Below are 26,083 nucleotides of genomic sequence, written 5' to 3'. Positions count from 1 at the left end.
CGCCGGGGGTCACCGGGGCCCGAAGCGGTCCCACAGCTCGGGGAAGCGGGCGGCGAGCGCCTCCTCGTCCTCGAAGTCGACCGGGGAGCCCAGCGGCTCCGAGGCCTGCGGCGGCAGCCCCAGGTCCGGCGCGACCACGCCGGTGAGCTGCTCGTACGCCTCGTCGGCCGCGTAGCCCAGCTCCTCGCCGTCCCCGTCGATCTCCTCGTCGAACTCCTCCAGCAGTTCCGCCAGGCTGTCCGGATCGTGCAGCGCCCCCTCGAAGACCTCCCGGCCCTGGCCGATCAGCCAGCAGCGGAAGTAGTCGAACGCGTCGTCGCTCGCCCCGCCCAGCAGCACGGCCGCCGCGCCCCACAGGTCCCAGTGGTAGGCGCGGTTGTAGCGGGCCTCGAAGTGCCGGGCGAAGTCCAGCACGGATTCGGGATCGAGCTGCACCAGCCGTTCCACCAGCAGGTCGGCGTGGTCCTCGGGGTCGCCCTCGGCGGCCTCGCGGGTGTTGTCGATGATCTCCCAGAATTCCGTTTCGTCCATCACGGGTCCAGCATCCAGCCTGCCGGGGGCTCCCGCACGCGCAGACACCGAATTGAAGCCTTTCAGCGATACATCTCGCGCAGACGTTCGGCGGCTTCCGCGAACCGGACCCGCAGCGACTCGGGCGCCAGGACCTCCAACTCGGGCCCCAGCGCCAGCAGCTGGCCGTAGGCGACGTCCAGTGATTCCACCGGCAGCGTGAGGGTGCGCAGGCCGTCCGGACCCGGCTCGGAGGCCTTCGCGAGCGCGGCGGCGGCCGCCGCCCGGTCACCGGCGTACGCCAGCAGCCGCGCCCCGCGCCCGGACACCCGTACGGTCACCTCGGTACGCAGCAGGGACCGGGCGAACCCGGCGGCCCGCTCCTCCCAGAACCCGGGCAGGTCGAAGCCCTCGTCCCGGTCGAAGCGTCCCTCGGCCGGCTCCACGGCGGTGAAGCGGTCGATCCGGTAGACCCGGAAGTCCTCGCCCGCCCTGGCGCAGAGATACCAGACCCCGGCCTTCAGGACGAGTCCGTACGGAGCCAGCTCCCGCGCCACCTCCGTCCCCTCCTGCTCGCGGCCCCCGCCCCTGCGGTAACGGACGCGCAGCAGACGGTCGTCCCAGACCGCGTCGGCGATCGCGGGCAGCAGCTCGGGGGTCTCCGGCTCGTGGTACCAGGAGGGCGCGTCCAGGTGGAAGCGGCGGGCGGCGGAGGAGGAGGCGTCGCGCAGGGAGGGCAGCAGCGCCGCCGACACCTTGAGGCGGGCGGCGGACGCCGCGTCCTCCAGCCCCATCTCGCGCAGCGCGGCGGGCAGCCCGGAGAGGAACAGCGCCTCCGCCTCGTCCCGGGCGAGGCCGGTCAGCCGGGTGCGGTAGCCGCCGACGAGCCGGTAACCGCCGGCCCGGCCGCGCTCCGCGTACACCGGGACGCCCGCGTCGGAGAGCGCCTGCGCGTCCCGGGTGACCGTACGCTCCGACACCTCCAGCTCGGCCGCCAGCTCGGCGGCGGTCATCGCGGGGCGGGCCTGCAGGAGCAGCACCATCTTGATCAGCCGGGCAGCACGCATGGGCCCATTGTGGCGGCACCGGCACGGTGGGCCACGCGGGAAGCCCCGGCCACCGACGCGGAACCCCCGGCCGCCGGCGCGGGCGCGTCGTCGGACGCGCACGCTCCGGGGACCGGGGGCTTCGGCTTCGTACAGGAGGGGTCCGTACGGGAGCGATCTGTACGGGAGTGGCTCAGAGCCCGTAGCGCTCCCGGGCCTCCTTGACCGCGGAGGCCGGGACCTCGCCGCGCCGGGCGAGCTGGGCCAGCGAGGCCACCACGATCGACTGGGCGTCGACGCCGAAGTGGCGGCGGGCCGCGTCGCGGGTGTCGGAGAGGCCGAAGCCGTCCGTGCCGAGCGAGGACCAGTCCTGCTCCACCCACTGGCTGATCTGGTCCGGGACCTGACGCATCCAGTCGCTGACCGCGAGCACCGGACCCGGCGCACCGGAGAGCGCCTGCGTCACGTACGGGACCCGCTGCTCACCGCGGAGCAGCGCCTCGTCGGCCTCCAGCGCGTCGCGGCGCAGCTCGCCCCACGAGGTGGCGGACCAGACGTCGGCCGTGACACCCCAGTCGGCGGCCAGCAGCTCCTGGGCCTCCAGGGCCCAGTGGATCGCCGTACCGGAGCCCAGCAGCTGCAGGCGCGGCGCGTCCGCCTTCGCGGGCGTGCCCTCCTTGAAGCGGTACAGGCCCTTGACGATGCCCTCCTCGACACCCTCGGGCATCGCGGGCTGGGGCTTCGGCTCGTTGTAGACCGTCAGGTAGTAGAAGACGTCCGAGTCCTCGCCGGGGGCCGCCTCGCCGTACATCCGCCGCAGACCGTCCTTGACGATCACCGCTACCTCGTACGCGAACGCCGGGTCGTAGTTGAGCGAGGCCGGGTTGGTGGCCGCGATCAGGTGCGAGTGGCCGTCCGCGTGCTGGAGGCCCTCACCCGTCAGGGTCGTACGGCCCGCCGTCGCGCCGACGATGAAGCCCTTGCCGAGCTGGTCGGCGAGCTGCCACATCTGGTCGCCGGTCCGCTGCCAGCCGAACATCGAGTAGAAGATGTAGAACGGGATCATCGTCTCGCCGTGCGTCGCGTACGACGTGGCGGCGGCGATGAAGTCGGCCATGGACCCGGCCTCGGTGATCCCCTCGTTGAGGATCTGGCCGTCCTTGGCCTCCTTGTAGTACATGAGCTGGTCGCGGTCGACCGGGTCGTACGTCTGGCCCAGCGGCGAGTAGATGCCGGCCGACGGGAAGAGGGACTCCATACCGAAGGTACGGGCCTCGTCCGGGACGATCGGCACCCAGCGCTTGCCGGTCTCCTTGTCCCGCATCAGGTCCTTCACCAGGCGGACGAACGCCATGGTGGTGGCCATCTCCTGCTTGCCGGACCCCTTGTACAGGGCCTTGAACGCGCGCTCCTCGGGCTGCGGCAGCGGAGCTGCGGCGTGCATCCGGCGGGCCGGGGCCGGGCCGCCGAGTGCGGCACGGCGTTCCTGGAGGTAGCGGACCTCGGGGGAGTCGGCGCCGGGGTGGCCGTAGGGGACGAGACCGTCCTCGAAGGCGCTGTCGGGGATCGGGAGGCCGAGCAGCTCGCGCATGCCCTTGAACTCGTCGATCGACAGCTTCTTCATCTGGTGGTTGGCGTTCTTGGACTCGAAGCCCTTGCCGAGCGTGTAGCCCTTGACCGTCTGGGCCAGGATCACGGTCGGCGCGCCCTTGTGCTCGACGGCCGCCTTGTACGCCGCGTACACCTTGCGGGCCTCGTGGCCGCCGCGCGAGGTGTAGAAACACTCGGCGATCTTCGCGTCGGTCAGCAGCTTCGCCAGCTCGGCGAGCGCGGGCTCGGCACCGAAGAAGTGCTCGCGGATGTAGGCGACGTCGCGGGTGGCGTACGTCTGGAACTGCGCGTCCGGGACCTCGCGCAGGCGGCGCAGCAGCGCGCCCGTGGTGTCCAGCTGGAACAGCTCGTCCCAGGCGTTGCCCCAGAGCGTCTTGACGACGTTCCAGCCGGCCCCGCGGAACTGCGCCTCCAGCTCCTGGACCACGCGGAAGTTGGCGCGGACCGGGCCGTCGAGACGCTGCAGGTTGCAGTTGATGACGAAGGTCAGGTTGTCGAGCTGCTCACGGGAGGCCAGCGCGAGGGCCGCGGTCGACTCGGGCTCGTCCATCTCGCCGTCGCCCAGGAAGGCCCAGACGTGCGAGTTGGCCGTGTCCTTGATGTTGCGGTTGGCCAGATAGCGGTTGAAGCGCGCCTGGTAGATCGCCGAGAGCGGGCCGAGGCCCATCGACACGGTGGGGAACTCCCACAGCCAGGGCAGCCGCCGCGGGTGCGGGTAGGAGGGCAGGCCCTCGCCACCGGACTCCTGGCGGAAGTTGTCGAGGTGCTGCTCGGTGAGCCGGCCGTCGAGGAAGGCGCGGGCGTAGATGCCGGGGGAGGCGTGGCCCTGGATGTAGAGCTGGTCGCCCGAGCCGTCCCCCTCCTTGCCGCGGAAGAAGTGGTTGAAGCCGGTCTCGTAGAGCCAGGCCGCCGAGGCGAAGGTGGCGATGTGGCCGCCGACCCCGTACCGGGCTCCCCGGGTGACCATCGCGGCCGCGTTCCAGCGGTTCCACGCGGTGATCCTCGACTCCATCTCCAGGTCACCGTCGAACGCGGGCTCGGCGGAGGTGGGGATGGAGTTGACGTAATCGGTCTCCAGCAGCTTGGGCAGCGCGAGACCGGCGCCCTCGGCGTGCTGCAGCGAGCGGCGCATCAGGTACGCGGCACGGTGCGGACCGGCGGCCTGGGTGACGGCATCCAGGGAGGCCGCCCATTCGGCGGTCTCCTCGGGGTCACGGTCCGGGAGCTGGTCGAGCTCGCTCGGAAGCTTTCCTACGGGGTCGGTCATGATCGCCGCCTTCCGGGGAGGAGGGGGGTGGAGAAGGCCCTGGCTGGCAGGACAGGGCGATGGGGCCGGTGGGCCCGCGAGATGAACTGTAAGGCGCTGATCGATGATCGATCAAAGGATTGAAGGCAAAACTTCTCGATGCGAAGAAAAGTGGCATGGGGTGCCTCGAAAGGGGGCACGGAGTGACGCGAAATAGCGTGCAAATGGGGCGCTGACCTGCACGGAAGAGCAGGTCGGACGCCAGATGATCGGCATCTCGCAGGAGGAGTCAGGCACGGGGCGCGCAGCCCAGCACATGCGCCTTCACCAGGGCCCCGATCGCCGGGTCCTCGGCGAGGAACGCGTCGATGAGTGCCTGGTGCTCCTCCGCGTACGACTTCTGCACCGTGCCTAGCCAGCGGATCGACAGGGCCGTGAACACCTCGATGCCCAGCCCCTCCCAGGTGTGCAGCAGCACCGCGTTCCCGGCGGCCCGCACCAGCTCCCGGTGGAAGCCGACCGTGTGCCGCACCTGCGCCTCGCCGTCGGCCAGCCGGTCCGCCTCGTACAGCGCGGCCACGTGCGGGGCCAGCGCCGAGCAGTCCCGGCCGAGCCGCGGGGCCGCCAGCTCCGCCGCGATCTGCTCCAGGCCGGCCCGGACCGGGTAGCTCTCCTCCAGGTCGGCCGCGGTGAGGTTGCGGACGCGGACGCCCTTGTTGGGGGCCGACTCGATCAGCCGGAGCGTCTCCAGCTCGCGCAGCGCCTCGCGCACGGGCGTCTGGCTGACCTCCAGCTCGGTGGCGATGCGGCGCTCCACGATCCGCTCACCCGGCTTCCAGCGCCCGCTGACGATCCCCTCCACGATGTGCTCGCGGATCTGTTCGCGCAGCGAGTGGACGACGGGCGGGGTCATGGAGGGCTCCTTCAGGGCAGACCGGTGCTGCCTACATCATCACGGCGGCGGTAGGCCTTCTGTGGTGCCGCTCCGGCCTAGACAATACGGCGGCGCCCCCGCCCGGATGGTTTCCGGGCGGGGGCGCCGCTGGTGAGGCTGGTTACAGCAGGGGTGTTCAGAGGCCGAGCTCGACCTCGAACTCACCGGCCTCCAGGATCGCCTTGACCGACGTCAGGTAGCGGGCGGCGTCCGCGCCGTCCACCAGACGGTGGTCGTAGGAGAGCGAGAGGTACGTCATGTCGCGCACCGCGATCGTCTCGCCGAGGTCCGGGTGGTCGATGACCACCGGGCGGCGGACCGTGGCGCCGATGCCCAGGATGGCGGCCTGGTTCGGCGGCACGATGACCGTGTCGAACAGGGCGCCGCGCGAACCGGTGTTGCTGATGGTGAAGGTGGCGCCGGACATGTCGTCCGGCGTCAGGCCGCCACCGCGCGCCTTGCCCGCGAGCTCCGCGGTCTTCTTGGAGATGCCGGCGATGTTCAGGTCGCCCGCACCCTTGATGACCGGGGTCATCAGACCCTTCTCGGCGTCCACGGCGATGCCGATGTTCTCCGAGTCGAAGTACGTGATGGTGCCCTCGTCCTCGTTGATCCGGGCGTTGATGACCGGGTGGGCCTTCAGCGCCTGGGCCGCCGCCTTCACGAAGAACGGCATCGGGGACAGCTTGACGCCCTCACGGGCGGCGAAGGAGGCCTTCGCCTGGTTGCGCAGCTTCATCAGCTTGGTGATGTCGACCTCGAGGACCGAGGTCAGCTGGGCCTGCGAGTGCAGCGCCTTCATCATGTTCTCGCCGATGACCTTGCGCATGCGGGTCATCTTGACCGTCTGACCGCGCAGCGGGGACGCCTCCAGCTTCGGCGCCTTGGCGGCCGCCGGAGCGGCGGCTGCCGGGGCCGGAGCGGCCGCGGCGGCCTTGGCGGCCTCCGCGGCGGCGACGACGTCCTGCTTGCGGATACGGCCACCGACGCCGGTGCCCTTGACCGAGCCCAGGTCCACGTTGTTCTCGGACGCGAGCTTGCGGACCAGCGGCGTGACGTACGCGCCGTCGTCACCGGAGGGCGCGGCCGGGGCGGCCGGTGCCGGGGCGGCGGGGGCGGGCTGCGCCGGAGCCGGAGCGGCGGGAGCCGCGGGGGCCGGGGCCGGAGCGGCCGGAGCCGCGGGGGCCGGGGCGGGAGCCGCGGGGGCCTCCTGCTTCGGCGCCTCGGCCTTCGGCGCCTCGGCCTTCGGCGCCTCGGCCTTCGGGGCCTCCTGCGCCGGGGCGGCGGGCTGCGCCGGAGCGGCGGCCGGGGCAGCGCCCGGGGCGCCGATGACGGCGAGCTTCGCGCCGACCTCGGCGGTCTCGTCCTCGCCGACCACGATCTCCAGCAGCACACCGGCGACCGGGGCGGGGATCTCGGTGTCGACCTTGTCCGTGGAGACCTCCAGCAGCGGCTCGTCCTCGGCCACCTCCTCGCCGACCTCCTTGAGCCAGCGGGTGACGGTGCCCTCGGTGACGCTCTCGCCGAGCGCCGGAAGGGTGACGTCGGTGCCCTCGGCGGACGAACCGCCGGTGGTCGCCTCGGCGGTCGGGGCCTGGGCCGGAGCCTCGGTCTCGGTCGACGGGGCGGTGGGCGCCTCCTCGGCCTGCGGGGCCGGGGTGGAGGCGGGCTCGGCGGCGGGGGCCTCGGCCTCGGCCGGAGCGCCCGAGCCGTCGTCGATGACGGCCAGCTCGGCGCCGACCTCGACGGTCTCGTCCTCGGCGACCTTGATGGAGGACAGAACACCGGACGCGGGGGCCGGGATCTCGGTGTCGACCTTGTCGGTCGAGACCTCGAGCAACGGCTCGTCGGCCTCGACACGCTCGCCCTCGGCCTTCAGCCAACGGGTGACAGTGCCCTCGGTGACGCTCTCGCCGAGCGCCGGAAGGGTTACGGAAACCGACATGGTTTCAGTTGCTCCTTACGAAATTGCGGAAGTGGTCGGTCGTCGCGCCCGGGACCGGGGGATCAGTCGTGGGCGTGGAGAGGCTTGCCGGCCAGCGCCAGGTGAGCCTCGCCCATCGCCTCGTTCTGCGTCGGGTGTGCGTGGATGAGCTGGGCGACCTCGGAGGGCAGCGCTTCCCAGTTGTAGATCAGCTGGGCTTCGCCGACCTGCTCGCCCATGCGGTCGCCCACCATGTGGACGCCGACCACGGCGCCGTCCTTGACCTGGACGAGCTTGATCTCGCCCGCGGTCTTGAGGATCTTGCTCTTGCCGTTGCCCGCGAGGTTGTACTTGAGGGCGACGACCTTGTCCGCGCCGTAGATCTCCTTGGCCTTGGCCTCGGTGATGCCGACGGAGGCGACCTCGGGGTGGCAGTACGTCACCTTGGGCACGCCGTCGTAGTCGACCGGGACGGTCTTCAGACCGGCCAGCCGCTCCGCCACCAGGATGCCCTCGGCGAAGCCGACGTGGGCGAGCTGGAGGGTCGGGACGAGGTCGCCCACGGCCGAGATCGTCGGGACGTTGGTCTGCATGTACTCGTCGACCAGGACATAGCCGCGGTCCATCGCGACGCCCTGCTCCTCGTAGCCAAGGCCCTGCGAGACCGGGCCGCGGCCGATGGCGACGAGCAGCAGCTCCGCCTCGAAGGTCTTGCCGTCGGCGAGCGTCACGCGGACGCCGTCCTCGGTGTACTCGGCCTTGTCGAAGAAGGTGCCGAGGTTGAACTTGATGCCGCGCTTGCGGAACGCGCGCTCAAGAAGCTTGGAGCTGTTCTCGTCCTCGACCGGGACGAGGTGCTTGAGGCCCTCGACGATGGTGACCTCGGTGCCGAAGGACTTCCACGCCGAGGCGAACTCGACGCCGATGACGCCGCCGCCCAGCACGATCGCGGACTTCGGGACGCGGTCCATCTTCAGCGCGTGGTCCGAGGAGATGATCCGGTTGCCGTCGATCTCCAGGCCGGGCAGCGACTTCGGCACGGAGCCGGTCGCCAGCAGCACGTGGCGGCCCTGGACACGCTGGCCGTTCACGTCCACCGAGGTGGGGGAGGACAGCTTGCCCTCACCCTCGATGTAGTGGACCTTGCGCGAGGCGATGAGTCCCTGGAGACCCTTGTACAGGCCCGAGATCACCTCGTCCTTGTACTTGTTGACGGCCTCCATGTCGATGCCCTCGAAGGTCGCCTTCACGCCGAACTGGGCCGACTCGCGGGCCTGGTCCGCGATCTCGCCCGCGTGCAGCAGCGCCTTGGTGGGAATGCAGCCGTTGTGCAGGCAGGTGCCGCCGACCTTGCCCTTCTCGATCAGGGCGACGTCCAGGCCCAGCTGCGCTCCGCGCAGGGCCGCGGCGTAACCGCCACTGCCACCGCCGAGGATCACTAGGTCGAAAACGGTGCTGGCGTCGTTCGCCACGTCACGTCCTCCATGCATGTGCGCCGTACGCCGGGCCCCATGGCTGGGGTGTGACCGGCCGGTCGGCTGGTGTGCGGCCGCTTTTGTCTTCGGCCCTGTGGTGGGGGCCCTGTCCTGCCGAGAACCCATCTTCGCACTTGTCGACGGTGGGCGGGACGCGGGGCCCGGGTCCGGGACGGATGATCGTCCGTTCCGGAGGGTTACTGCTGCGTGGATCGCTACGGATTCGGGCGGTGTTCGTCGAGAGCGAAACCCGCTCGCCCGCCCTCGCCCATCCGTCCTCCGCCGCTCATCCTTGCCGCTTCCGCTCCGAGAACACCTACGGCCCCGGACCTGTGCCCGGGGCCGTACGCGACGGAAGGCGGGAACTCAGCCGAGGTCGCCCGCGGCGGTGCGCTCGGCGAGCCGCACCAGGGTGCGGACCGCGGAGCCGGTGCCGCCCTTGGGCGTGTAGCCGTACGGCGCGCCCTCGTGGAAGGCCGGGCCCGCGATGTCCAGGTGCGCCCAGGCGATGCCCTCGCCCACGAACTCCTTCAGGAACAGACCGGCCACCAGGCCGCCGCCCATGCGCTCGCCCATGTTGGCGATGTCGGCGGTGGGGGAGTCCATGCCCTTGCGCAGGTCGGCGGGGAGCGGCATCGGCCAGGACGGCTCGCCGACCTCCTCGGCGATCTCGTGGATCGACGTGCGGAAGGCGTCGTCGTTGGCCATCACACCGAAGGTGCGGTTGCCGAGCGCCAGCACCATCGCGCCGGTCAGGGTCGCCACGTCGACGATCGCGTCCGGCTTCTCCTCCGACGCGCGGGTCAGCGCGTCGGCCAGGACGAGGCGGCCCTCGGCGTCGGTGTTGAGCACCTCGACGGTCTTGCCGCTGTACATGCGGAGCACGTCACCGGGGCGGGTGGCGTTGCCGGAGGGCATGTTCTCGGCCAGCGCCAGCCAGCCGGTGACGTTGACCTTCAGGCCCAGGCGGGCGGCCGTGACGACGGCGGCGAACACGGCGGCGGCGCCGGCCATGTCGCACTTCATCGTCTCGTTGTGGCCGGCCGGCTTGAGCGAGATGCCGCCCGAGTCGTAGGTGATGCCCTTGCCCACCAGGGCCAGGGTCTTCTCCGCCTTCGGGTGCGTGTAGGCGAGCTTCACGAGGCGCGGGCCGCGCTCGGCGCCCTGGCCGACGCCGAGGATGCCGCCGTAGCCGCCCTTGACGAGGGCCTTCTCGTCGAGGACCTGGACCTTGACGCCGTGCTCCTTGCCCGCGGCGGTGGCCACGGCGGCGAAGGACTCCGGGTACAGGTCGTTCGGCGGGGTGTTGATCAGGTCGCGGGCCCGGTTGATCTCCTCGACCAGGGCCAGGGCGCGCTCGACGGCCGCCTTGTAGGCCTTGTCGCGCGGCTTGGCGCCGAGCAGAGCCACCTCGGCGAGCGGCAGTTTCGGGCCACTGTCCTTGGACTTCGCGTCCTTGGGGGCCAGCTTGTTCTCGCCGCCCTGGTAGGCGGTGAAGGCGTACGCGCCCAGGAGCGCGCCCTCGGCGACGGCGGCGGCGTCCTCGACGGAGGCGGCGGGCAGCGCGAAGCCGGCCTTCTTGGAGCCGTGCAGCGCACGGGCCGCGGTGCCCGCCGCGCGGCGCAGCGCCTCGGCGTCGTAGGCGTCCTCCTTGTCCGGGACCGGACCGAGACCGACCGCGACGACGACCGGGGCCTTGAGGCCGGACGCGGCGGGCAGCTTGGTCAGTTCGCCCTCGGCACCGGTGGCGCCCAGGGTCGCGAGGACGGCGGCGAGCTTTCCGCCGAACGCCTTGTCCACGGCCTCGGAGCCCGGTGCGAGGACCGGACCCGACTTCGGCCCGGTGCCCTTGGCGACGCCGACGACGAGTGCGTCGGCGCGCAGCGTCGCCGCACCGGCAGTGCTGAGAGTGAGAGCAGTCACGGTGGTGAAATCTCGCTTCCGTTGAGTTCGAGTTCGGTCGAGGGGTGGGCCGACCGTGCCCGGCGCATCGTAGACGCCCCGACGATGTGCCGGGAATGAGCCTACGCGCGCGGTTCCTGCTCCGTGACGGCGGCGGGCCCGTTCCGACTGTTACGGCGGTCGGTTCCGGCCGATGCGACGGCCGATGCGACGGACGCGGCGACGGACGCGGCGACGGCCGATGTGAGGGCCGATGCGATGGCTGCGGCGACGGTCGAGGCGGCAGCTGCGCCGGGAGTGGCACCGATGCCCCGGCGATGTGCCCCGCCGTCAGGTCCCGAGCGCCAGCGCCACCAGGGCCGCCGTCGCCGCGGTCTCCTCGACGCCCCCGAAGACGTCCCCGGTGACCCCGCCGAACCGCCGCACGCAGTGCCGCAGCAGCAGTTCGGCGGCGGCGAGCGCACCGAGCACCGCGAGCGCGTGGCGCAGCGCCCCGTACGGGCCCAGCAGCGCGCCCGCCGCCGCGCACAGCGCCACCGTCACCACCGCCACCAGCAGCGCCCGCCCACCCGGGACCGTGGACGCCACCACCGCGCCGAGCCCCTCCGGCCGGGCCGCCGGGACGCCCTGACGGGATGCCAGGGTCAGCGCGAGACGGGCGGCGACGCCCGCGACGGCGGCCCCGACGGCCCCGTGCGCCCAGCCCTCCCCGTACAGCTCGAAGAGGACGGCGACCTGGGCCAGCAGCACCAGGAGCAGCGTGATGACACCGAACGGCCCAATGTCGGACTGCTTCATGATCCGCAGCGCGTCGGCGGCCGGCTTCCCGCTGCCGAGGCCGTCCGCCGTGTCCGCCAGGCCGTCCAGGTGCAGCCCCCGGGTGAGAGCGGCGGGGACCGCGACGGAGGCGACCGCCGCGAGCAGCGGCCCCGAGCCTGCCAGCGACGACAGCGAGCCGAGGGCCCCGGCGAGCAGCCCCACGACGAGCCCGGCCAGCGGGGCGCAGAGCATGCCGGAGCGGGCGGTCGCGCGGTCCCAGCGGGTCACGCGGACGGGCAGCACGGTCAGGGTGCCGAAGGCGAAACGTATGCCGTGGCTGTTCAGGGAGGTCACCGCGCGCAGGCTAGCCGCTGGGCCCCGTCGATAGATTGGGCGAAACGCGCCAATCGCCGCGAAACCTGACGTATCGGGAGTGGGTGGCATGGGTCACTGGTGGCACGACAACATCGCGGAGCCGGGCAAGACGCCGCTGCTCCTCGCGCTGGCGGCCTTCGTCCTGACCTTCGCGATCACCCGCACCATCACCCGCATGATCCGCGCCGGGAAGGGCCCGTTCCGCGACATCACCCCGGGCGGGGTGCACATCCACCACGTGGTGCCGGGCGTCGTGCTGTCGGTGATCGGCGGATTCGGCGCGGTGGCCACCGGGCGGCACGGCCTGGCCGCCGGGATCTGCGCGGTGATCTTCGGGGTGGGGGCCGGCCTGGTGCTGGACGAGTTCGCCCTGATCCTGCATCTGGACGACGTGTACTGGACCGAGGAGGGCCGCCAGAGCGTGGAGGTGGTCGTGCTGACCGTCTCGCTGGTGGCGCTGGTCCTGGCGGGCTTCTCGCCGCTGGGCGTCGACGACGTCACCGACGAGGAGCAGCAGGGGAGACTCGGCCTCATCACGACCTACGTCATCAACTTCTGCTTCGTCCTGACCGCCCTGTTCAAGGGCAAGCTGCGGATGGCGGTGCTCGGCACCCTCGTCCCGTTCGTCGCCCTGGTCGGCGCGGTGAGACTGGCCCGCCCCACCTCACCCTGGGCCAGGCGCTTCTACCGCCACCGCCACCGGGCCCGCTCCCGGGCGCTGCTGCGGGCCTACCACCACGACGTGCGCTGGGCCGGGCCGCGCCGCAAGTTCCAGGACCTCATCGGCGGCGCCCCGGACCGCGTCCCGCCGCCGCCCGCGCCCTGAGCGCGCCGCGGCCCGCGCCACTCCCGTACGCCGCACACCATCACGACGACGGCGATGGCGGCCAGATGCTCACGCCCCGCCAGGTTGTCCTTGACCAGGACCTCCACGATCATCGCGAGGACCACCAGCGCCCCGGTGAACCACGCGCGATGCCGGTGGCAGACGTACACCGCGAGCCCCACGACGGCCGCCGACGGGCCGGTGTCCACCACCTGCGCGTCGGAGGCGGGCAGCCCGGGGAACACCTCCGGCCCGAGCGCGACGCCGATCCGCGCGTACAGCGTCCCGGCCAGCGTCGCCAGATACGCCACCGCGAGCGTCCGCCACCGCCCCAGACACACCTCCGCGACGCCGAACACCAGCAGTATCTGGGCCAGCGCGCCCCACACCGGCAGATCGAGCGCGGGCACGAACAGGGACAGCGGGGTACGCAGGAGAGCGAGCCAGAGCGGGTCCTCGGCCCGTACGGCTCCGAGAAGCCGCACCGGCCCGTGGCCCCAGGCCTGGTTCTGCACCACCTGCACGGTCGCGGTCAGCGCCACCGCGACCGTCGTCAGCGCGAGCGCCCGCACCCCGCGCCCGGCGAGCCCCTGCCGCACTGTCGTGAACAGCGGGCCCCACTCCCGCACCGCCGCCCGGCGCAGGGCGGGCAGACGGCTCATCCGCTCTCCCCGGACAGCACGGCTCATCCGCTCTTCGCGAACAGCGGCACGGCTCGTACGCGCTTCTCGAACAGCATGGAACAGGCCCCCGGGTCGGTCGGTACGCGGCATCGGCGAGGATGCGCGCCGAGCCGCGTCCCCACGCGAAGACGGACCGGGGCAGGGCGGAGTTCAGCGACACCCGAGTGATGCCGGTCTCTTCCGCGCGAGGGGGAGCCCGGGTCTCAGACCCCGTCGAGGGCCGCCGCCTCCGACTCCGGCCCCGACTCCGCGTCTTCCGCTGTCTCCGCGGTCTCCGCGTCCACGGTCTTCTCCGGCTCCCGCTCCCGCTCCGGCAGTTCGGCGGCCAGCGCCGCCGCCGCCTGCACCAGCGGCAGGGCCAGCAGCGCGCCGCTGCCCTCGCCCACCGTCACGCCGTGGTCCAGCAGCGGGGTCAGCGCCATCCGGTCCAGCGCCTTCGTCTGCGCCGGCTCCCCGCTGACCTGGCCGGCCAGCCACCAGTCCGGAGCCCGGAACGCCGCCCGCTGCGCCACCAGCGCGCAGGCCGCCGAGACGACCCCGTCCAGGATCACCGGCATCCGGCGCACCGCGCTCTGCAACAGGAACCCCGTCATCGCCGCCAGATCCGCGCCGCCCGACGTGGCCAGCAGCTCCAGCTGGTCGCCGAGCACCGGCCGGGCCCGGCGCAGCGCGTCCCTGATCGCCGCGCACTTGACCATCCACGCCAGGTCGTCGATGCCCGCACCGCCCCGCCCGGTCACCACGGAGGCGTCCGTCCCGCAGAGCGCCGCGACGAGGGTGGCCGCGGCCGTGGTCCCGCCCACGCTGAGGTCGCCGAGCACCACCAGATCGGTGCCGGAATCCGCCTCCTCGTCGGCGATCGCCATGCCGAGGCGGACCGCCTGCCCGGCCTCCTCCGCGCTGATCGCGTCCTCGACGTCGATCCGCCCCGAACCCCGCCGCACCCGGTGCCGCACCACGGACTCGGGCAGCAGCTCCGGATCGCAGTCCAGGGAGACGTCCACGATCCGCATCGGCACCGAGAAGCGCCGCGCCAGCACCGAGACGGGGCTCGCCCCGTCGAGGGCGGCCCGCACCAGCTCGTACGCGCTTCCCGCCGGCCGGCCCGAAACGCCCAGCTCCGCCACCCCGTGGTCACCGGCGAAGAGCACCAGCCGCGGCTGCTCGACGGCCCTGACCGGCACGGACTGCTGCGCGGCGCTGAGCCACTCGCCCAGCTCGTCCAGGCGCCCGAGCGCACCCGGGGGCACGGTCAGCCGCTCGCGCCGCTCCTCGGCATCGCGCCGCACACCCCCGTCGGGGCGTTGGATCAGGTCGGAGAAGTCGTCCAGGTTCACGGAGGTCTGCCTCGCGGGTCGTCACGTCGGGTCCGGTCCGGGAACCCGGCGGCGGGCCCCCAGGGCGTGTCCGGCGGAGCACACCCCCAGCCGGAACAGTACCGGTCGGCCCCCCGGAAGGACCGTGCCCCGAACAGGGGCCAAGGGGAAGAGGCCGGCCCCCGCTCCCGCCCCCCCCGGCTCCCGCCGGGAGTCTCCTACCCCCGTAGCACCAGCACCTGCCCCGCCACCACCAGCAGCACCTGCTCGCACTCGGAAGCCACCGCCGCGTTCAGCCGCCCCAGCTCGTCCCGGAACCGCCGCCCCGCCGACGTCGCCGGCACCACCCCGGACCCCACCTCGTTGGTCACCAGCACCACCGGCCGCCGGGTCCCGCGCACCGCGGCGACCAGCTCCGCCACCCGCTCCCGCAGCGCCGCCTCGCCGCCGTCGTGCCACCGCTCGTCCTCCCAGGCCTCCACCCGGTCCATCGCGTCGGTCAGCCACAGCGACAGACAGTCGATCAGCAGCGGTGGCCCGTCCGCCCCCAGCAGCTCCGCGACCTCGCAGGTCTCCTCGGTCCGCCAGGCGCCGGGCCTGCGCTCCCGGTGCAGTCCGATCCGGGCCGCCCACTCCGGGTCCCCGTCGCGGCGGCCGCCGGTCGCCACGTACACGACCTCCGGGAACGTCTCCAGGCGCCGCTCCGCCTCCAGCGACTTCCCCGACCGCGCACCCCCCGTCACCAGCACCCGGCGCGGCACGTCCGGCACCGCGCGGTACTCGCCCACCACCAGCGTCGTCCCGTCCGGCACCGCCCGCGCACCGGCCGCCGCCAGCCGCCGCTCCAGCTCCGGACCCGGCGGGGCGTCGTGGTCCAGGTGGACCGCGATCACCTCGGTGGTCGGACCGACCGCTCCGGCCGACCGCAGCCGGGCCACCGCGTCGGGCCGCCCGATCACATCGAGGACGACCGTGTCCACGGGCCGGTCCAGCTGTTCGGGCAGGCCGGAGGGGGCGGCCCCCGGCGGCAGGTACAGCAGCCGCTGGCCCTCCGGGGCGGTCACCTCGTACCCGGTCCCCGGGGCGTCCATCGCCATCGCCCGCACCCGGTGACCGCTGATCAGCGTCAGGACCTGACCGTCCGGCACCCGGCCGGCCGGCGGCAACAGGGCGGGCAGTTCGACGGCGGGCCCGTCGTGCGGGTGCGTCAGCAGCACCTGCCGGACCGCGCTCAGCGAACGCCCCGCACGGGCGGCGGCGAACACCGCCCCGGGCGTGAGGTCCAGCAGCAGCGCGTCGTCGACCAGCAGCGCCGTCGCGGCCCGCGCCCACGGGCCACGGGCCGAGGCGCAGGCCGCGCAGGGACAGGAGGGGTGCGGCAGCCCGTCGGGGGCTCCGGTGCCGAGCAGAGTGAGTTCCACACCTTGATCCTCCCGTGTCCCCGCACGAGGTGCGCGTCCGGCTACGCTTCGGGAAGCAACGCGACCCGGGAGGCTGGCATGGCGTGGACGTGGCGGTTCGAGAAGTCCGACGGTACGGAGACGGAGCCGGCGCTGCAGCCGGAGGAGTTCACGACCCAGGGCGACGCGGAGTCCTGGATCGGTGAGTTCTGGAAAGAGCTCCTGGAGGGCGGCGCCGCACAGGTGACGCTCTTCGAGGACACCACCAAGATCTACGGCCCGATGAGCCTGAAGGCCGACGGCGCCTGACCCTCACCGCCCCGGGGCGGAACCGGGCGGTGAAAGGGCGGGCGGTACGGGGAGATCCCCGTACCGCCCGCCCTTTCGGCCGTCCGGGCTCAGATCTCCCCGAGCGTGACCTCCGCCGTCCGGCTGTCGCCGTCGCGCGTGTACGTCACGGTCACCTTCTGGCCCGGCTTGTCGTCGGCCAGTGCCTCGGAGAGCGAGGTGACCGTGGTGACCTCGCTATCCCCGATCTTCGTGATGGTGTCCCCGGGCCTCAGCCCCGCATCGGCCGCCGCACCGCCCCGGTCCACGCTGACCAGCGTCGCCCCGGCGGGGCGGTAGTTGTCGTCGACGACCGTGCGGGCCGTGATGTTCAGCGCGGCCCGGCCCGAATCGGTGACCTTGCCGTCCTTGATGATCTGGTCGGCGACCGTCTTCACCATCGAGACGGGGATCGCGAAGCCGATGCCCGGAGCCGCGCTGTCGCCCATCTGCGGGTCGGTCGCCGCGAGGGTCGGAATCCCGATCACCTCGCTGTCGAGGTTGACGAGCGCCCCGCCGCTGTTGCCCGGGTTGATCGCCGCGGACGTCTGCACCATGTTGGCGATCGTCGCGCCCGTGCCGCCGCCCGCCCGGCTCTCGCTCACGGTCCGGCCGAGCGCGGAGACGATGCCCTGGGTGACGCTGCTGGACAGGCCGAGCGGTGAGCCCATCGCCATCACGATCTGCCCCACCTGGACCTTCCCCGCGTCGCCGAACTTCGCGGGCTTCAGCCCGTCCGGCACCTCGTCGAGCTTGATCACCGCCAGGTCCTGCTCCGGGTAGGAGGAGACCAGAGTGGCGCTCAGCACCGCCTCCCCGGTGGCGACGCTGACCTTGAACCTCTTCTCGTCGCCGACCACATGGGCGTTGGTGACGATGTGGCCCTTGTCGTCGTAGGCGACCCCGGAACCGAGGCCTTCCGAGGCGTCGATCTGCACCACCGACGGCAGTACGTCGTTGATGACGGCCCGGTAGGCGTTCTCCAGGTCGTCGGGGGCGCGCTTCACCGCGCCCTGCGTCGTGCCGGACGCGCTGGCCTCCGGGGCCGGCGCCGCCGGACTCGTACCGGAGCAGCCGCCCGCCAGGGCGATGGCGCAGACGGCCGCGGACAGGGGAAGCAGCAGCCCGCGCGCCCGGCCGCGGGAGGGGGATACGTCCATATCCGGAGTCTGGGGCCCGCCCCGTCCGGGGGCCCGTGCTGATGGGCCGAACGGGCCCGCCCCCGTGACGCCTGCCCTGGCCGTGACACCTGTCCTGGCCGTGACGTCTGCTCTGGCCGCGACGGGCGTTCTGGCCGTGACCGCCGTTCCGGCCGTGACGCCTGTTCTAGCCGCGCACCCCGCAGAGATGCAGCAGCGCCGCCACCCCGCGGTAGGGATCGGTCCGGCCGGCCCGGTCCTCCAGGGCCAGGGCCCGCTCCAGCTCGTCGGCCGGCAGCTCCGCCCCGTCCGCCACGTTGTCCGTGAAGACCCGCACCCCGTACCAGGCGTGCAGCGGGGCGGCGATCCCCGCAAGCGTGGCCCGCAGCGCGTCGAGCCGGTCGGCCCGCACGGTGAGGCCGAGGCGGTTGGTGTACGTGGCGGTGTCGAAGGCGGTCAGGGCCGCGCCGAAGTCACCGGCGAGCCCCGGGCGCATCGCGAGCGCGTCCGCGTTCCGTACGAGCAGGGAGAGCAGCCCGCCGGGGGCCAGCATCCGGGCGAGCCCGGCCAGCATCGGGTCCGGCTCCTCGACGTACATCAGGACGCCGTGGCACAGCACCACGTCGAAGCTGCCCGGCAGGAAGTGCACACCGGTGTCCCGGCCGTCGCCCTCGATGAGCCTGACCCGCTCCCGGATGCCCTCCGGCTCGGTCGCCAGGGACGCACGGGCCGCCGTCAGCATCTCGGAGTCCGACTCCAGGCCGGTCACCGAGTGACCGGCCCGGGCCAGCCGCAGGGCCTGGGTGCCCTGGCCCATGCCGACATCCAGGACGCGCAGCCGCTGCCCCACCGGGAACCGCCCGGCTATCTGCTCGTCCAGCTGTCGCGCGACGAGCTCCTGACGGACCTGGTTGCGTACGCCGCCGAGACCTGCCAGCCACGCCGAGGAGGCCCCGGTGAAGCCGGAGGCCTCCGTGCTCAGGGCCGCTCTCCGCGCTTGACCTGCGGCTTCGGAAGCCGCAGTCGGCGCATCTGGAGCGTGCGCATCAGGCCGTACGCCACGGCTCCGCGCTTCGGCGTGTCCGGGAAGCGCTCGCGCAGCTGCTTCTTCAGGCGCAGCGAGATACCGATCGAGTCGATCACGATCAGGATGATCACGCCGAGCCAGAGCAGCAACGAGATGCTCTGGATGTTCTGCACCTGGATCACGCTGAGGATCAGGATGATCACGGCGAGCGGCAGGAACCACTCGGCGACGCAGAAGCGCGAGTCCACGTAATCGCGGACGAAGCGCCTGACCGGGCCCTTGTCGCGGACCGGGAGGTAGCGCTCGTCGCCCGAGGCGAGCGCCTCGCGCTGCCTGGCCAGATCGGCGCGGCGCGCTTCGCGCTGGCGCTTCATGGCCGCCTTGCGGTCGGTCGGCGCACCGGACGCGGCACGACGCCGCTGCGTCTGGGCCTCGCTGCGCTTGGGGGTGGGGCGACCCTTGGGAGCCTGCGGGTCGCGGGGCTGCTGGGAGAGGTCCGCCGTCACCTTGTCGGTGGGGGCCTTCTCTGTCTTGGCGCGGCTACGGAACACAAAACCCAAGGGTACGGGGTCCGCGCGCGAGCCCGGAAACCCGGGCGGGAACGATCCGGCAACGGACGGCGTCCCCCCAGGTGCCCCGACGGGGAGATACAGGTGTCAACCACCCGTTCCCGCACCCGTCACCAGAATGTCCCGGAGCCCCGCCTACACCCTGGGCGGGAGTGTTCACGGGACGCAGTCGTCCTTGGGGAGGAGCACATCGACGTCCGAACAGTGCGGTAATAGAGACAGGGCCCGTACTGTGGGTTCTATCGGGAGTGCTGGAGCTCAGTCCGTCAGAAGGGGGCGCGCGAAGCCCATGAGCGGTGTCATGAAGCGTATGGGGATGATCTTCCGCGCGAAGGCAAACAAGGCCCTGGACCGGGCCGAGGATCCGCGCGAGACCCTCGATTACTCGTACCAGAAGCAGCTGGAGCTGCTTCAGAAGGTGCGCCGCGGCGTCGCCGACGTCGCGACGTCCCGCAAGCGCCTGGAGTTGCAGCTGAACCAGCTGCAGGGCCAGTCGTCCAAGCTGGAGGACCAGGGCCGCAAGGCGCTGGCGCTGGGCCGCGAGGACCTGGCGCGCGAAGCGCTGTCCCGGCGCGCCGCGCTCCAGCAGCAGGTCACCGACCTGGAGACGCAGCACACCACGCTGCAGGGCGAGGAGGAGAAGCTCACCCTCGCGGCCCAGCGGCTGCAGGCCAAGGTGGACGCCTTCCGCACGAAGAAGGAGACCATCAAGGCCACCTACACGGCGGCCCAGGCCCAGACCCGGATCGGCGAGGCCTTCTCCGGCATCTCCGAGGAGATGGGCGACGTGGGCCTCGCGATCCAGCGGGCCGAGGACAAGACGCAGCAGCTCCAGGCGCGGGCCGGCGCCATCGACGAGCTGCTCGCCTCCGGCGCCCTGGACGACCCGACCGGCACGGCGAAGGACGACATCGCCGCCGAGCTGGACCGGATCTCCGGCGGCACCGATGTGGAGCTGGAGCTGCAGCGCATGAAGGCCGAGCTGGCTGGCGGCTCCTCGTCCTCGCAGCAGGCCATCGAGGGCGGCGCACAGGACAGCGCGCAGCCGTCGCAGCAGTCGTCCCCGCACAAGTTCGACAAGCAGTAAGGCAGTGTCATGATCGTACGGATCATGGGGGAGGGCCAGGTCAAGCTGGCCGACAGTCACATCGTCGAACTGAACGAGCTCGACGATGTCCTGCTCAAGGAGATGGAGAGCGGCGACGGCCCCGGCTTCCGCACGACGCTCCACGCGCTGCTGGACAAGGTGCGCGAGCTCGGCACTCCGCTTCCGGACGACTCCCTGGAGCCGTCCGAGCTGATCCTGCCGGCGCCCGACGCCACCCTCGAAGACGTCACCGCCATGCTCAGCGACGACGGGCTCATCCCCAACTGAATCCACGGGCCGGCCCCGGCGGGCCCGTGGAGCGCCGTACCAGCACCTTCCCGCCCCCTGCCCCGCGCCCGGCCCGCCGGATGCGGGGCAGGGGCGCTCCGGGCCCGGCCCCGGGGCTTCCCCGGGGTAGGCCCGCCCCCCGAGGCGGGCCGCGTACCGTAGCTGGACGTGACCACCCTCTCGTCCGGCTTCGCGCGCGCCCGCCGCTGGCTCCGGGACCACCCCCTCGCGCTCGACGCGACCCTTGCCCTCGGCTCCCTCGTCGCGATGATCGGCGGCTCGTTCGTGGACCCGGGCGCCGGACACGGGCAGACCTTCGGGACCCGCACGCCCGAGCCGTTCAGCGTGCTCCTGATGGTCCTCGCCGCCGTCACCCTGGTCCTGCGGCGGCGGCGTCCGATGTCGGTGCTCGCCGTCACCGGGGCCCTCTCGGCCACCGAGTACACGGTGATGGACCCGCCCGCACCGGTCGTCATGAGCGCGGTCATCGCCCTCTACACCGTCGCCTCGCGCACCGACCGCCCCACCACCTGGCGGGTCGGGCTGCTGACCATGGGGGCGCTCACGGCGGTCGCCATGGTCTTCGGATCGACGCCCTGGTACAGCCAGGAGAACCTCGGTGTGTTCGCCTGGACCGGGATGGCCGGGGCCGCCGGGGACGCCGTGCGCAGCAGACGCGCGTTCGTCGACGCCATCCGGGAACGCGCCGAGCGGGCCGAGCGGACCCGCGAGGAGGAGGCCCGCCGCCGGGTCGCCGAGGAACGGCTGCGGATCGCCCGGGACCTCCACGACGTCGTCGCCCACCACATCGCCCTGGTCAACGTCCAGGCCGGGGTCGCCGCCCACGTCATGGACAAGCGCCCGGACCAGGCCAAGGAAGCACTCGCCCACGTCCGGGACGCCAGCCGCTCCGCGCTCAACGAACTCCGGGTCACCGTCGGCCTCCTGCGCCAGCAGGGCGACCCCGAGGCGCCCACCGAACCGGCCCCCGGGCTCGCCGTCCTCGACGAGCTGGTCGGCACCTTCCGCAACGCGGGGCTGCCCGTCGAGGTGGCCTGCGCCGACGACGGGAACCGGCTGCCCGCCGCCGTCGACCTGGCCGCCTACCGGGTCATCCAGGAGGCCCTGACCAACGTCCGCAAACACGCGGGCGCCGGGGCCACGGCCGAGGTGAGCGTCGTACGGGTGGGCACCACCGCCGAGGTCACCGTCCTCGACAACGGCCGGGGGAGCGCCTCCCGGCGGCCCGGCTCCGGGGCCGATCCCGACCTGGACGGCGGCGGTCACGGACTGGTCGGCATGCGCGAACGCGTCACCGCCCTCGGCGGGGCCCTCACCGCGGGGCCTCGGTACGGCGGTGGATTCCGGGTCCATGCGATCCTTCCGGTCGAGGCCCGCACGGGTGAACCGGAGCGGCCGGGCACAGCGGGCGGAACGAGGCTCTGCCGATGACCCGGCCGACACCGGCACCGGAACCGACGACCGTGCCGCAGCAGGCTCCCATCAAGGTGCTCCTCGCCGACGACCAGGCGCTGCTGCGCAGCGCGTTCCGGGTGCTGGTGGACTCCGAGCCCGACATGGAAGTGGTCGGCGAGGCCGCCGACGGGGCCCAGGCCGTCGAGCTGGCCCGCGCCACGGGCGCCGACGTGGTGCTCATGGACATCCGGATGCCGGGCACCGACGGACTCGCCGCCACCCGCATGATCAGCGCCGACCCGCAGCTGGCCGCGGTGCGGGTGGTCATGCTCACCACCTTCGAGGTCGACGAGTACGTGGTCCAGTCGCTGCGCGCCGGAGCCTCCGGCTTCCTCGGCAAGGGCGCGGAGCCGGACGAACTGCTCAACGCCATCCGGATCGCCGCGGCGGGCGAGGCGCTGCTCTCCCCGGCGGCGACCAAGGGGCTCATCACCACCTTCCTGGCCCAGGGCGGCACTTCGGGGGAGGGGCGGGACAGCGCGGAGTACGCGGAGCGGCTGGCGGCGCTCACCGGCCGCGAACGCGAGGTGCTGGTGCTGGTCGCGGGCGGCCACTCCAACGACCAGATCGCCGAGCGGCTCGCGGTCAGCCCGCTCACCGTCAAGACCCATGTGAACCGGGCGATGGCGAAGCTGGGAGCCCGGGACCGGGCGCAATTGGTGGTAATCGCCTATGAATCGGGCCTGGTGCGTCCCCGGTCGGACTGACCGGGGGAGCAACGGCGTACACGGGCGTACTCCACCTGCGGTATGCGCGGCATAAGAAAGCAGCCCGGGGGGCGACGTTTCGGCGGCGCGGAGCGGAGATCGTAGGACTGGGCTGGAGGTGTCCCCCTATTTCCCTCCCCGCCCCTCTGCCGCGTACGCCACAGAAGAGAGACCCACCCATGTCCTGGCTGTCCAGATTCAGCCTCGCGCAAAGGGCCCTGATCGGGCTGATCTCGATTGTCGCGCTGGTCTTCGGCGCGATAGCGATCCCGCAGCTCAAGCAGCAGCTGCTGCCCACCATCGAACTGCCGATGGTCTCGGTGCTGGCGCCCTACCAGGGTGCGTCTCCCGATGTGGTCGAGAAGCAGGTCGTCGAGCCGCTGGAGAACTCCCTCAAGTCCGTCGACGGCGTCGAGGGCATCACCTCCACCGCCAGCGAGGGCAACGCCCTCATCATGGCGACCTTCGACTTCAGCGACGAGGGCACCAAGCAGCTCGTCGCGGACATCCAGCAGGCGGTGAACCGGGCCCGCGCCCAGCTGCCCGACGACGTCGACCCGCAGGTCATCGCCGGCTCCACGGACGACATCCCGACCGTGGTCCTCGCCGTCACCTCCGACAAGGACCAGCAGGTGCTGGCCGACCAGCTCGACCGCACGGTCGTCCCGGCCCTGGAGGACATCGACGGCGTCGGCCAGGTCACGGTGGACGGCGTGCGGGACCTCCAGGTCTCCGTCGTCCCCGACGACAAGAAGCTCGCCGAGGCCGGCCTGAACGCGGGCACGCTCGCCCAGGCCCTCCAGGCGGGCGGCGCCACCGTGCCGGCCGGCTCCTTCTCCGAGTCCGGCAAGAGCCGCACCATCCAGGTCGGCGGCGCCTACACCTCGCTGGAGCAGATCGAGGACCTCCAGGTCGTCGCCAAGGACCCGGCGGGCGGCAAGCCCGGAAAGCCGGTGCGCCTCGGTGACGTCGCCGAGGTGAAGCAGGAGCCGTCCACGGCGGTCTCCATCACCCGCACCAACGGCAAGCCGAGCCTCGCCGTGATGGCGACGATGGACAAGGACGGCAGCGCCGTCACCATCTCGGACGCCGTCAAGGACAAGCTCCCCGACCTCCGCGAGGACCTCGGCGAGGGCGCGGAGGTGACGGTCGTCTCCGACCAGGGCCCCGCCGTCTCCAAGTCGATCTCGGGTCTGACCACGGAGGGTGCGCTCGGGCTGGTCTTCGCCGTCGTCGTGATCCTGGTCTTCCTCGCCTCGATCCGCTCGACGCTGGTCACCGCGGTCTCCATCCCGCTCTCGATCGTCCTCGCGCTGATCGTGCTCTGGACCCGCGACCTCTCGCTCAACATGCTCACGCTCGGCGCGCTCACCATCGCCATCGGCCGGGTCGTCGACGACTCGATCGTGGTCCTGGAGAACATCAAGCGTCACCTCGGCTACGGCGAGGAGCGCCACGCGGCGATCATCACCGCGGTCAAGGAGGTCGCCGGAGCGGTCACCTCCGCCACGCTCACCACCGTCGCCGTCTTCCTGCCCATCGGCCTGGTCGGCGGCATGGTCGGCCAGCTCTTCGGCTCGTTCTCGCTGACCATCACCGCGGCGCTGCTGGCGTCCCTGCTGGTCTCGCTCACCGTGGTGCCGGTGCTGTCGTACTGGTTCCTGCGCGCGCCCAAGGGCACCCCCGAGGACGCGGCGGAGGCCCGCCGCCTCGCCGAGGAGAAGGAAGCGGCCAGCAAGCTCCAGCGGATCTACGTCCCCATCCTCCGCTTCGCGACCCGTCGCCGGATCACCAGCCTCGTCATCGCCGTCGCCGTGCTCCTCGGCACCTTCGGCATGGTGCCGCTGCTGAAGACGAACTTCTTCGACGCCGGAGAGCAGGAGGTCCTGACCGTCAAGCAGGAGCTGACCCCCGGCACCAGCCTGGAAGCCGCCGACGAGGCGGCCCGCAAGGTCGAGAAGGTCATCCAGCAGGACAAGGGCGTCAAGGACTACCAGGTCACCGTCGGCTCCTCCGGCTTCATGGCCGCCTTCGGCGGCGGCACGGGCGCCAACCAGGCCTCCTACCAGGTCACCCTGAAGGACGCCGCGGACTACGAGGACGCCCAGGACCGTATCGACGAGGCCCTCGGCAAGCTCGACGGCATCGGCGACACCACCATCGCCGCGGGCGACGGCTTCGGCTCCCAGGACCTGAGCGTCGTGGTCAAGGCCGCCGACGGGGACGTCCTGAAGAAGGCGGCCGAGGCGGTCCGCACCGAGGTCGCCACCATCAAGGACGTCACCGACGTCCAGAGCGACCTGGCGCAGAGCGTCCCGCGCATCTCGGTCACCGCCAACGACAAGGCGGCCGCCGCCGGATTCGACTCCGCCACCCTGGGAGGCATCGTCGCCGGAGCCGTACGCGGCACGCCCGCCGGCACCGCGACGCTCGACGACACCGAGCGCGACGTCGTCATCCGGTCCTCCACCCCGGCCGCCACCGTCGCCGAGCTGAAGGCCCTGCCGCTCGGCCCGGCCAAGCTCGGCGACATCGCCGACGTCAAGGTGGTCCCCGGCCCGGTCTCGATGACCCGGATCGACGGACAGCGGTCGGCGACGATCACCGCCAAGCCCGTCGGCGACAACACCGGCGCGGTCAGCGCCGATCTCGCCAAGAAGATCGACGCCCTGGACCTCCCGGAGGGCGCCACCGCCACCATCGGCGGCGTCACCGAGGACCAGAACGAAGCCTTCGGCCAGCTCGGCCTCGCCATGCTGGCGGCCATCGCGATCGTCTTCATGCTGCTGGTGGCCACCTTCCGGTCGCTCGTCCAGCCGCTGATCCTCCTGGTCTCCGTCCCGTTCGCGGCGACCGGAGCCCTGGCCCTGCTCCTCATCACGGGCACCCCGCTGGGCGTCCCCGCGATGATCGGCATGCTGATGCTCATCGGCATCGTGGTCACCAACGCGATCGTGCTGATCGACCTGATCAACCAGTACCGCGCCCAGGGCCTCGGCATCGTGGAAGCCGTCATCGAGGGCGGCCGCCACCGCTTCCGCCCGATCCTGATGACGGCGCTCGCGACCATCTTCGCCCTGCTCCCGATGGCGCTCGGCGTCACCGGCGAGGGCGGGTTCATCTCGCAGCCGCTGGGCGTCGTGGTGATCGGCGGTCTGATCAGCTCCACGCTGCTGACCCTGCTGCTCGTGCCGACGCTGTACGCGATGGTCGAGCTCCGCAAGGAGCGCCGCGCCAAGAAGAAGGCGGCCAAGCGCGCCGCGAAGGCGGGCGTACCGTCCGAGCCGGAGCCGGAGGAGGCCCGCGAGGCCGAGCCGGCGAAGGCCTGATCTCACCACCCGAAGGGGCCTGCCCCGCGCAGCCGCGCGGGGCAGGCCCCTTCCGGATTTCCCGCACCGGAGCCGGCCCGCACCACGTCGTACCGCCGCCGCCACTTCTTCACCGCGACCGGGTCCT

Annotated in this window: 21 protein-coding genes; 7 read left to right on the top strand and 14 right to left on the bottom strand. The window is 72.4% G+C overall.

Translation table 11 applies throughout. The features are described 5' to 3' along the window. Nucleotides 1–9 precede the first annotated feature (9 nt). From PSQ21_RS07795 to PSQ21_RS07760, 8 genes are all read right to left on the bottom strand, one after another. Complete coding sequence (locus PSQ21_RS07795) at nucleotides 10–531, bottom strand: DUF4240 domain-containing protein (RefSeq protein ID WP_274035671.1); 522 nt, start codon at nucleotides 529–531, stop codon at nucleotides 10–12. Between the two features lie 62 nt (nucleotides 532–593). Further along, a complete protein-coding gene (locus tag PSQ21_RS07790; protein ID WP_274029684.1) occupies nucleotides 594–1,577 on the bottom strand; it encodes a helix-turn-helix transcriptional regulator in 984 nt (327 codons plus the stop codon). Nucleotides 1,578–1,749: 172 nt separating this feature from the next. After that, nucleotides 1,750–4,434 (bottom strand): pyruvate dehydrogenase (acetyl-transferring), homodimeric type, encoded by a 2,685-nt coding sequence (gene aceE, locus PSQ21_RS07785; protein WP_274029683.1) that lies wholly within the window; start codon nucleotides 4,432–4,434, stop codon nucleotides 1,750–1,752. 268 nt (nucleotides 4,435–4,702) lie between these two features. After that, nucleotides 4,703–5,326 (bottom strand): GntR family transcriptional regulator, encoded by a 624-nt coding sequence (locus PSQ21_RS07780; RefSeq protein ID WP_274029682.1) that lies wholly within the window; start codon nucleotides 5,324–5,326, stop codon nucleotides 4,703–4,705. A gap of 157 nt (nucleotides 5,327–5,483) precedes the next feature. Beyond that, complete coding sequence (gene sucB / locus PSQ21_RS07775; protein ID WP_274029681.1) at nucleotides 5,484–7,292, bottom strand: 2-oxoglutarate dehydrogenase, E2 component, dihydrolipoamide succinyltransferase; 1,809 nt, start codon at nucleotides 7,290–7,292, stop codon at nucleotides 5,484–5,486. A gap of 62 nt (nucleotides 7,293–7,354) precedes the next feature. After that, nucleotides 7,355–8,743, bottom strand: a complete 1,389-nt coding sequence (lpdA, locus tag PSQ21_RS07770) for a dihydrolipoyl dehydrogenase (protein ID WP_274029680.1) — start codon at nucleotides 8,741–8,743, stop codon at nucleotides 7,355–7,357. A 369-nt stretch (nucleotides 8,744–9,112) separates the two neighbouring features. After that, nucleotides 9,113–10,669, bottom strand: a complete 1,557-nt coding sequence (locus tag PSQ21_RS07765; protein ID WP_274029679.1) for a leucyl aminopeptidase — start codon at nucleotides 10,667–10,669, stop codon at nucleotides 9,113–9,115. A 309-nt stretch (nucleotides 10,670–10,978) separates the two neighbouring features. After that, on the bottom strand, nucleotides 10,979–11,761 hold the full coding sequence (locus PSQ21_RS07760; RefSeq protein ID WP_274029678.1) for an adenosylcobinamide-GDP ribazoletransferase: 783 nt from the start codon (nucleotides 11,759–11,761) through the stop codon (nucleotides 10,979–10,981). Nucleotides 11,762–11,849: 88 nt separating this feature from the next. Here PSQ21_RS07760 and PSQ21_RS07755 point away from each other — a divergent pair, with 88 nt between their 5' ends. Continuing rightward, entirely contained in the window at nucleotides 11,850–12,608 is a 759-nt protein-coding gene (locus PSQ21_RS07755; protein WP_274029677.1) for a hypothetical protein, read from the top strand. Here PSQ21_RS07755 and PSQ21_RS07750 read toward each other — a convergent pair. From PSQ21_RS07750 to PSQ21_RS07740, 3 genes are all read right to left on the bottom strand, one after another. Next, nucleotides 12,512–13,270 carry a hypothetical protein gene (locus tag PSQ21_RS07750; RefSeq protein WP_274029676.1) on the bottom strand — a complete coding sequence of 253 codons (759 nt, stop codon included), beginning with the start codon at nucleotides 13,268–13,270 and terminating at the stop codon, nucleotides 12,512–12,514. The genes PSQ21_RS07755 and PSQ21_RS07750 overlap by 97 nt on opposite strands. A 224-nt stretch (nucleotides 13,271–13,494) precedes the next feature. Continuing rightward, nucleotides 13,495–14,628, bottom strand: a complete 1,134-nt coding sequence (gene cobT, locus PSQ21_RS07745) for a nicotinate-nucleotide--dimethylbenzimidazole phosphoribosyltransferase (protein ID WP_274029675.1) — start codon at nucleotides 14,626–14,628, stop codon at nucleotides 13,495–13,497. A 197-nt stretch (nucleotides 14,629–14,825) separates the two neighbouring features. Continuing rightward, the gene (locus PSQ21_RS07740) at nucleotides 14,826–16,028 is read right to left on the bottom strand and encodes a bifunctional adenosylcobinamide kinase/adenosylcobinamide-phosphate guanylyltransferase (RefSeq protein ID WP_274029674.1); all 1,203 of its coding nucleotides are present in this window, start codon (nucleotides 16,026–16,028) and stop codon (nucleotides 14,826–14,828) included. Nucleotides 16,029–16,106: 78 nt separating this feature from the next. On the opposite strand from PSQ21_RS07740, the gene PSQ21_RS07735 reads away from it, so the two are divergent. Beyond that, nucleotides 16,107–16,316 (top strand): hypothetical protein, encoded by a 210-nt coding sequence (locus tag PSQ21_RS07735; RefSeq protein ID WP_097869396.1) that lies wholly within the window; start codon nucleotides 16,107–16,109, stop codon nucleotides 16,314–16,316. A gap of 89 nt (nucleotides 16,317–16,405) precedes the next feature. On the opposite strand, the gene PSQ21_RS07730 is transcribed toward PSQ21_RS07735, so the two are convergent. The 3 genes from PSQ21_RS07730 to PSQ21_RS07720 all read right to left on the bottom strand — a co-directional run bounded on the left by PSQ21_RS07730 (nucleotide 16,406) and on the right by PSQ21_RS07720 (nucleotide 19,051). Continuing rightward, nucleotides 16,406–17,494 (bottom strand): S1C family serine protease, encoded by a 1,089-nt coding sequence (locus PSQ21_RS07730; RefSeq protein WP_274029673.1) that lies wholly within the window; start codon nucleotides 17,492–17,494, stop codon nucleotides 16,406–16,408. A 166-nt stretch (nucleotides 17,495–17,660) separates the two neighbouring features. Continuing rightward, nucleotides 17,661–18,353 carry a methyltransferase domain-containing protein gene (locus PSQ21_RS07725; RefSeq protein ID WP_274035669.1) on the bottom strand — a complete coding sequence of 231 codons (693 nt, stop codon included), beginning with the start codon at nucleotides 18,351–18,353 and terminating at the stop codon, nucleotides 17,661–17,663. Between the two features lie 98 nt (nucleotides 18,354–18,451). Continuing rightward, nucleotides 18,452–19,051 (bottom strand): DUF3043 domain-containing protein, encoded by a 600-nt coding sequence (locus tag PSQ21_RS07720; RefSeq protein ID WP_274029672.1) that lies wholly within the window; start codon nucleotides 19,049–19,051, stop codon nucleotides 18,452–18,454. A 319-nt stretch (nucleotides 19,052–19,370) separates the two neighbouring features. Here PSQ21_RS07720 and PSQ21_RS07715 point away from each other — a divergent pair, with 319 nt between their 5' ends. The 5 genes from PSQ21_RS07715 to PSQ21_RS07695 all read left to right on the top strand — a co-directional run bounded on the left by PSQ21_RS07715 (nucleotide 19,371) and on the right by PSQ21_RS07695 (nucleotide 25,956). After that, nucleotides 19,371–20,156: a PspA/IM30 family protein gene (locus PSQ21_RS07715; RefSeq protein ID WP_274029671.1), complete on the top strand. Its 786-nt coding sequence runs from the start codon at nucleotides 19,371–19,373 to the stop codon at nucleotides 20,154–20,156. Between the two features lie 9 nt (nucleotides 20,157–20,165). Then, nucleotides 20,166–20,444 carry a PspA-associated protein PspAA gene (gene pspAA, locus PSQ21_RS07710; RefSeq protein ID WP_274029670.1) on the top strand — a complete coding sequence of 93 codons (279 nt, stop codon included), beginning with the start codon at nucleotides 20,166–20,168 and terminating at the stop codon, nucleotides 20,442–20,444. A gap of 168 nt (nucleotides 20,445–20,612) precedes the next feature. Then, nucleotides 20,613–21,896 (top strand): sensor histidine kinase, encoded by a 1,284-nt coding sequence (locus tag PSQ21_RS07705; RefSeq protein WP_274029669.1) that lies wholly within the window; start codon nucleotides 20,613–20,615, stop codon nucleotides 21,894–21,896. Next, entirely contained in the window at nucleotides 21,893–22,627 is a 735-nt protein-coding gene (locus PSQ21_RS07700; RefSeq protein ID WP_274029668.1) for a response regulator, read from the top strand. The genes PSQ21_RS07705 and PSQ21_RS07700 overlap by 4 nt, the downstream gene beginning before the upstream one ends. 179 nt (nucleotides 22,628–22,806) lie before the next feature. Continuing rightward, a complete protein-coding gene (locus tag PSQ21_RS07695; protein WP_274029666.1) occupies nucleotides 22,807–25,956 on the top strand; it encodes an efflux RND transporter permease subunit in 3,150 nt (1,049 codons plus the stop codon). The last annotated feature ends 127 nt before the right edge of the window (nucleotides 25,957–26,083 follow it).

It is taken from the genome of Streptomyces sp. MMBL 11-1, assembly GCF_028622875.1.
Taxonomy (GTDB): domain Bacteria; phylum Actinomycetota; class Actinomycetes; order Streptomycetales; family Streptomycetaceae; genus Streptomyces.
Note: the sequence above shows the minus strand (reverse complement) of the source record. Positions and strands in the feature narration are given on the sequence as shown.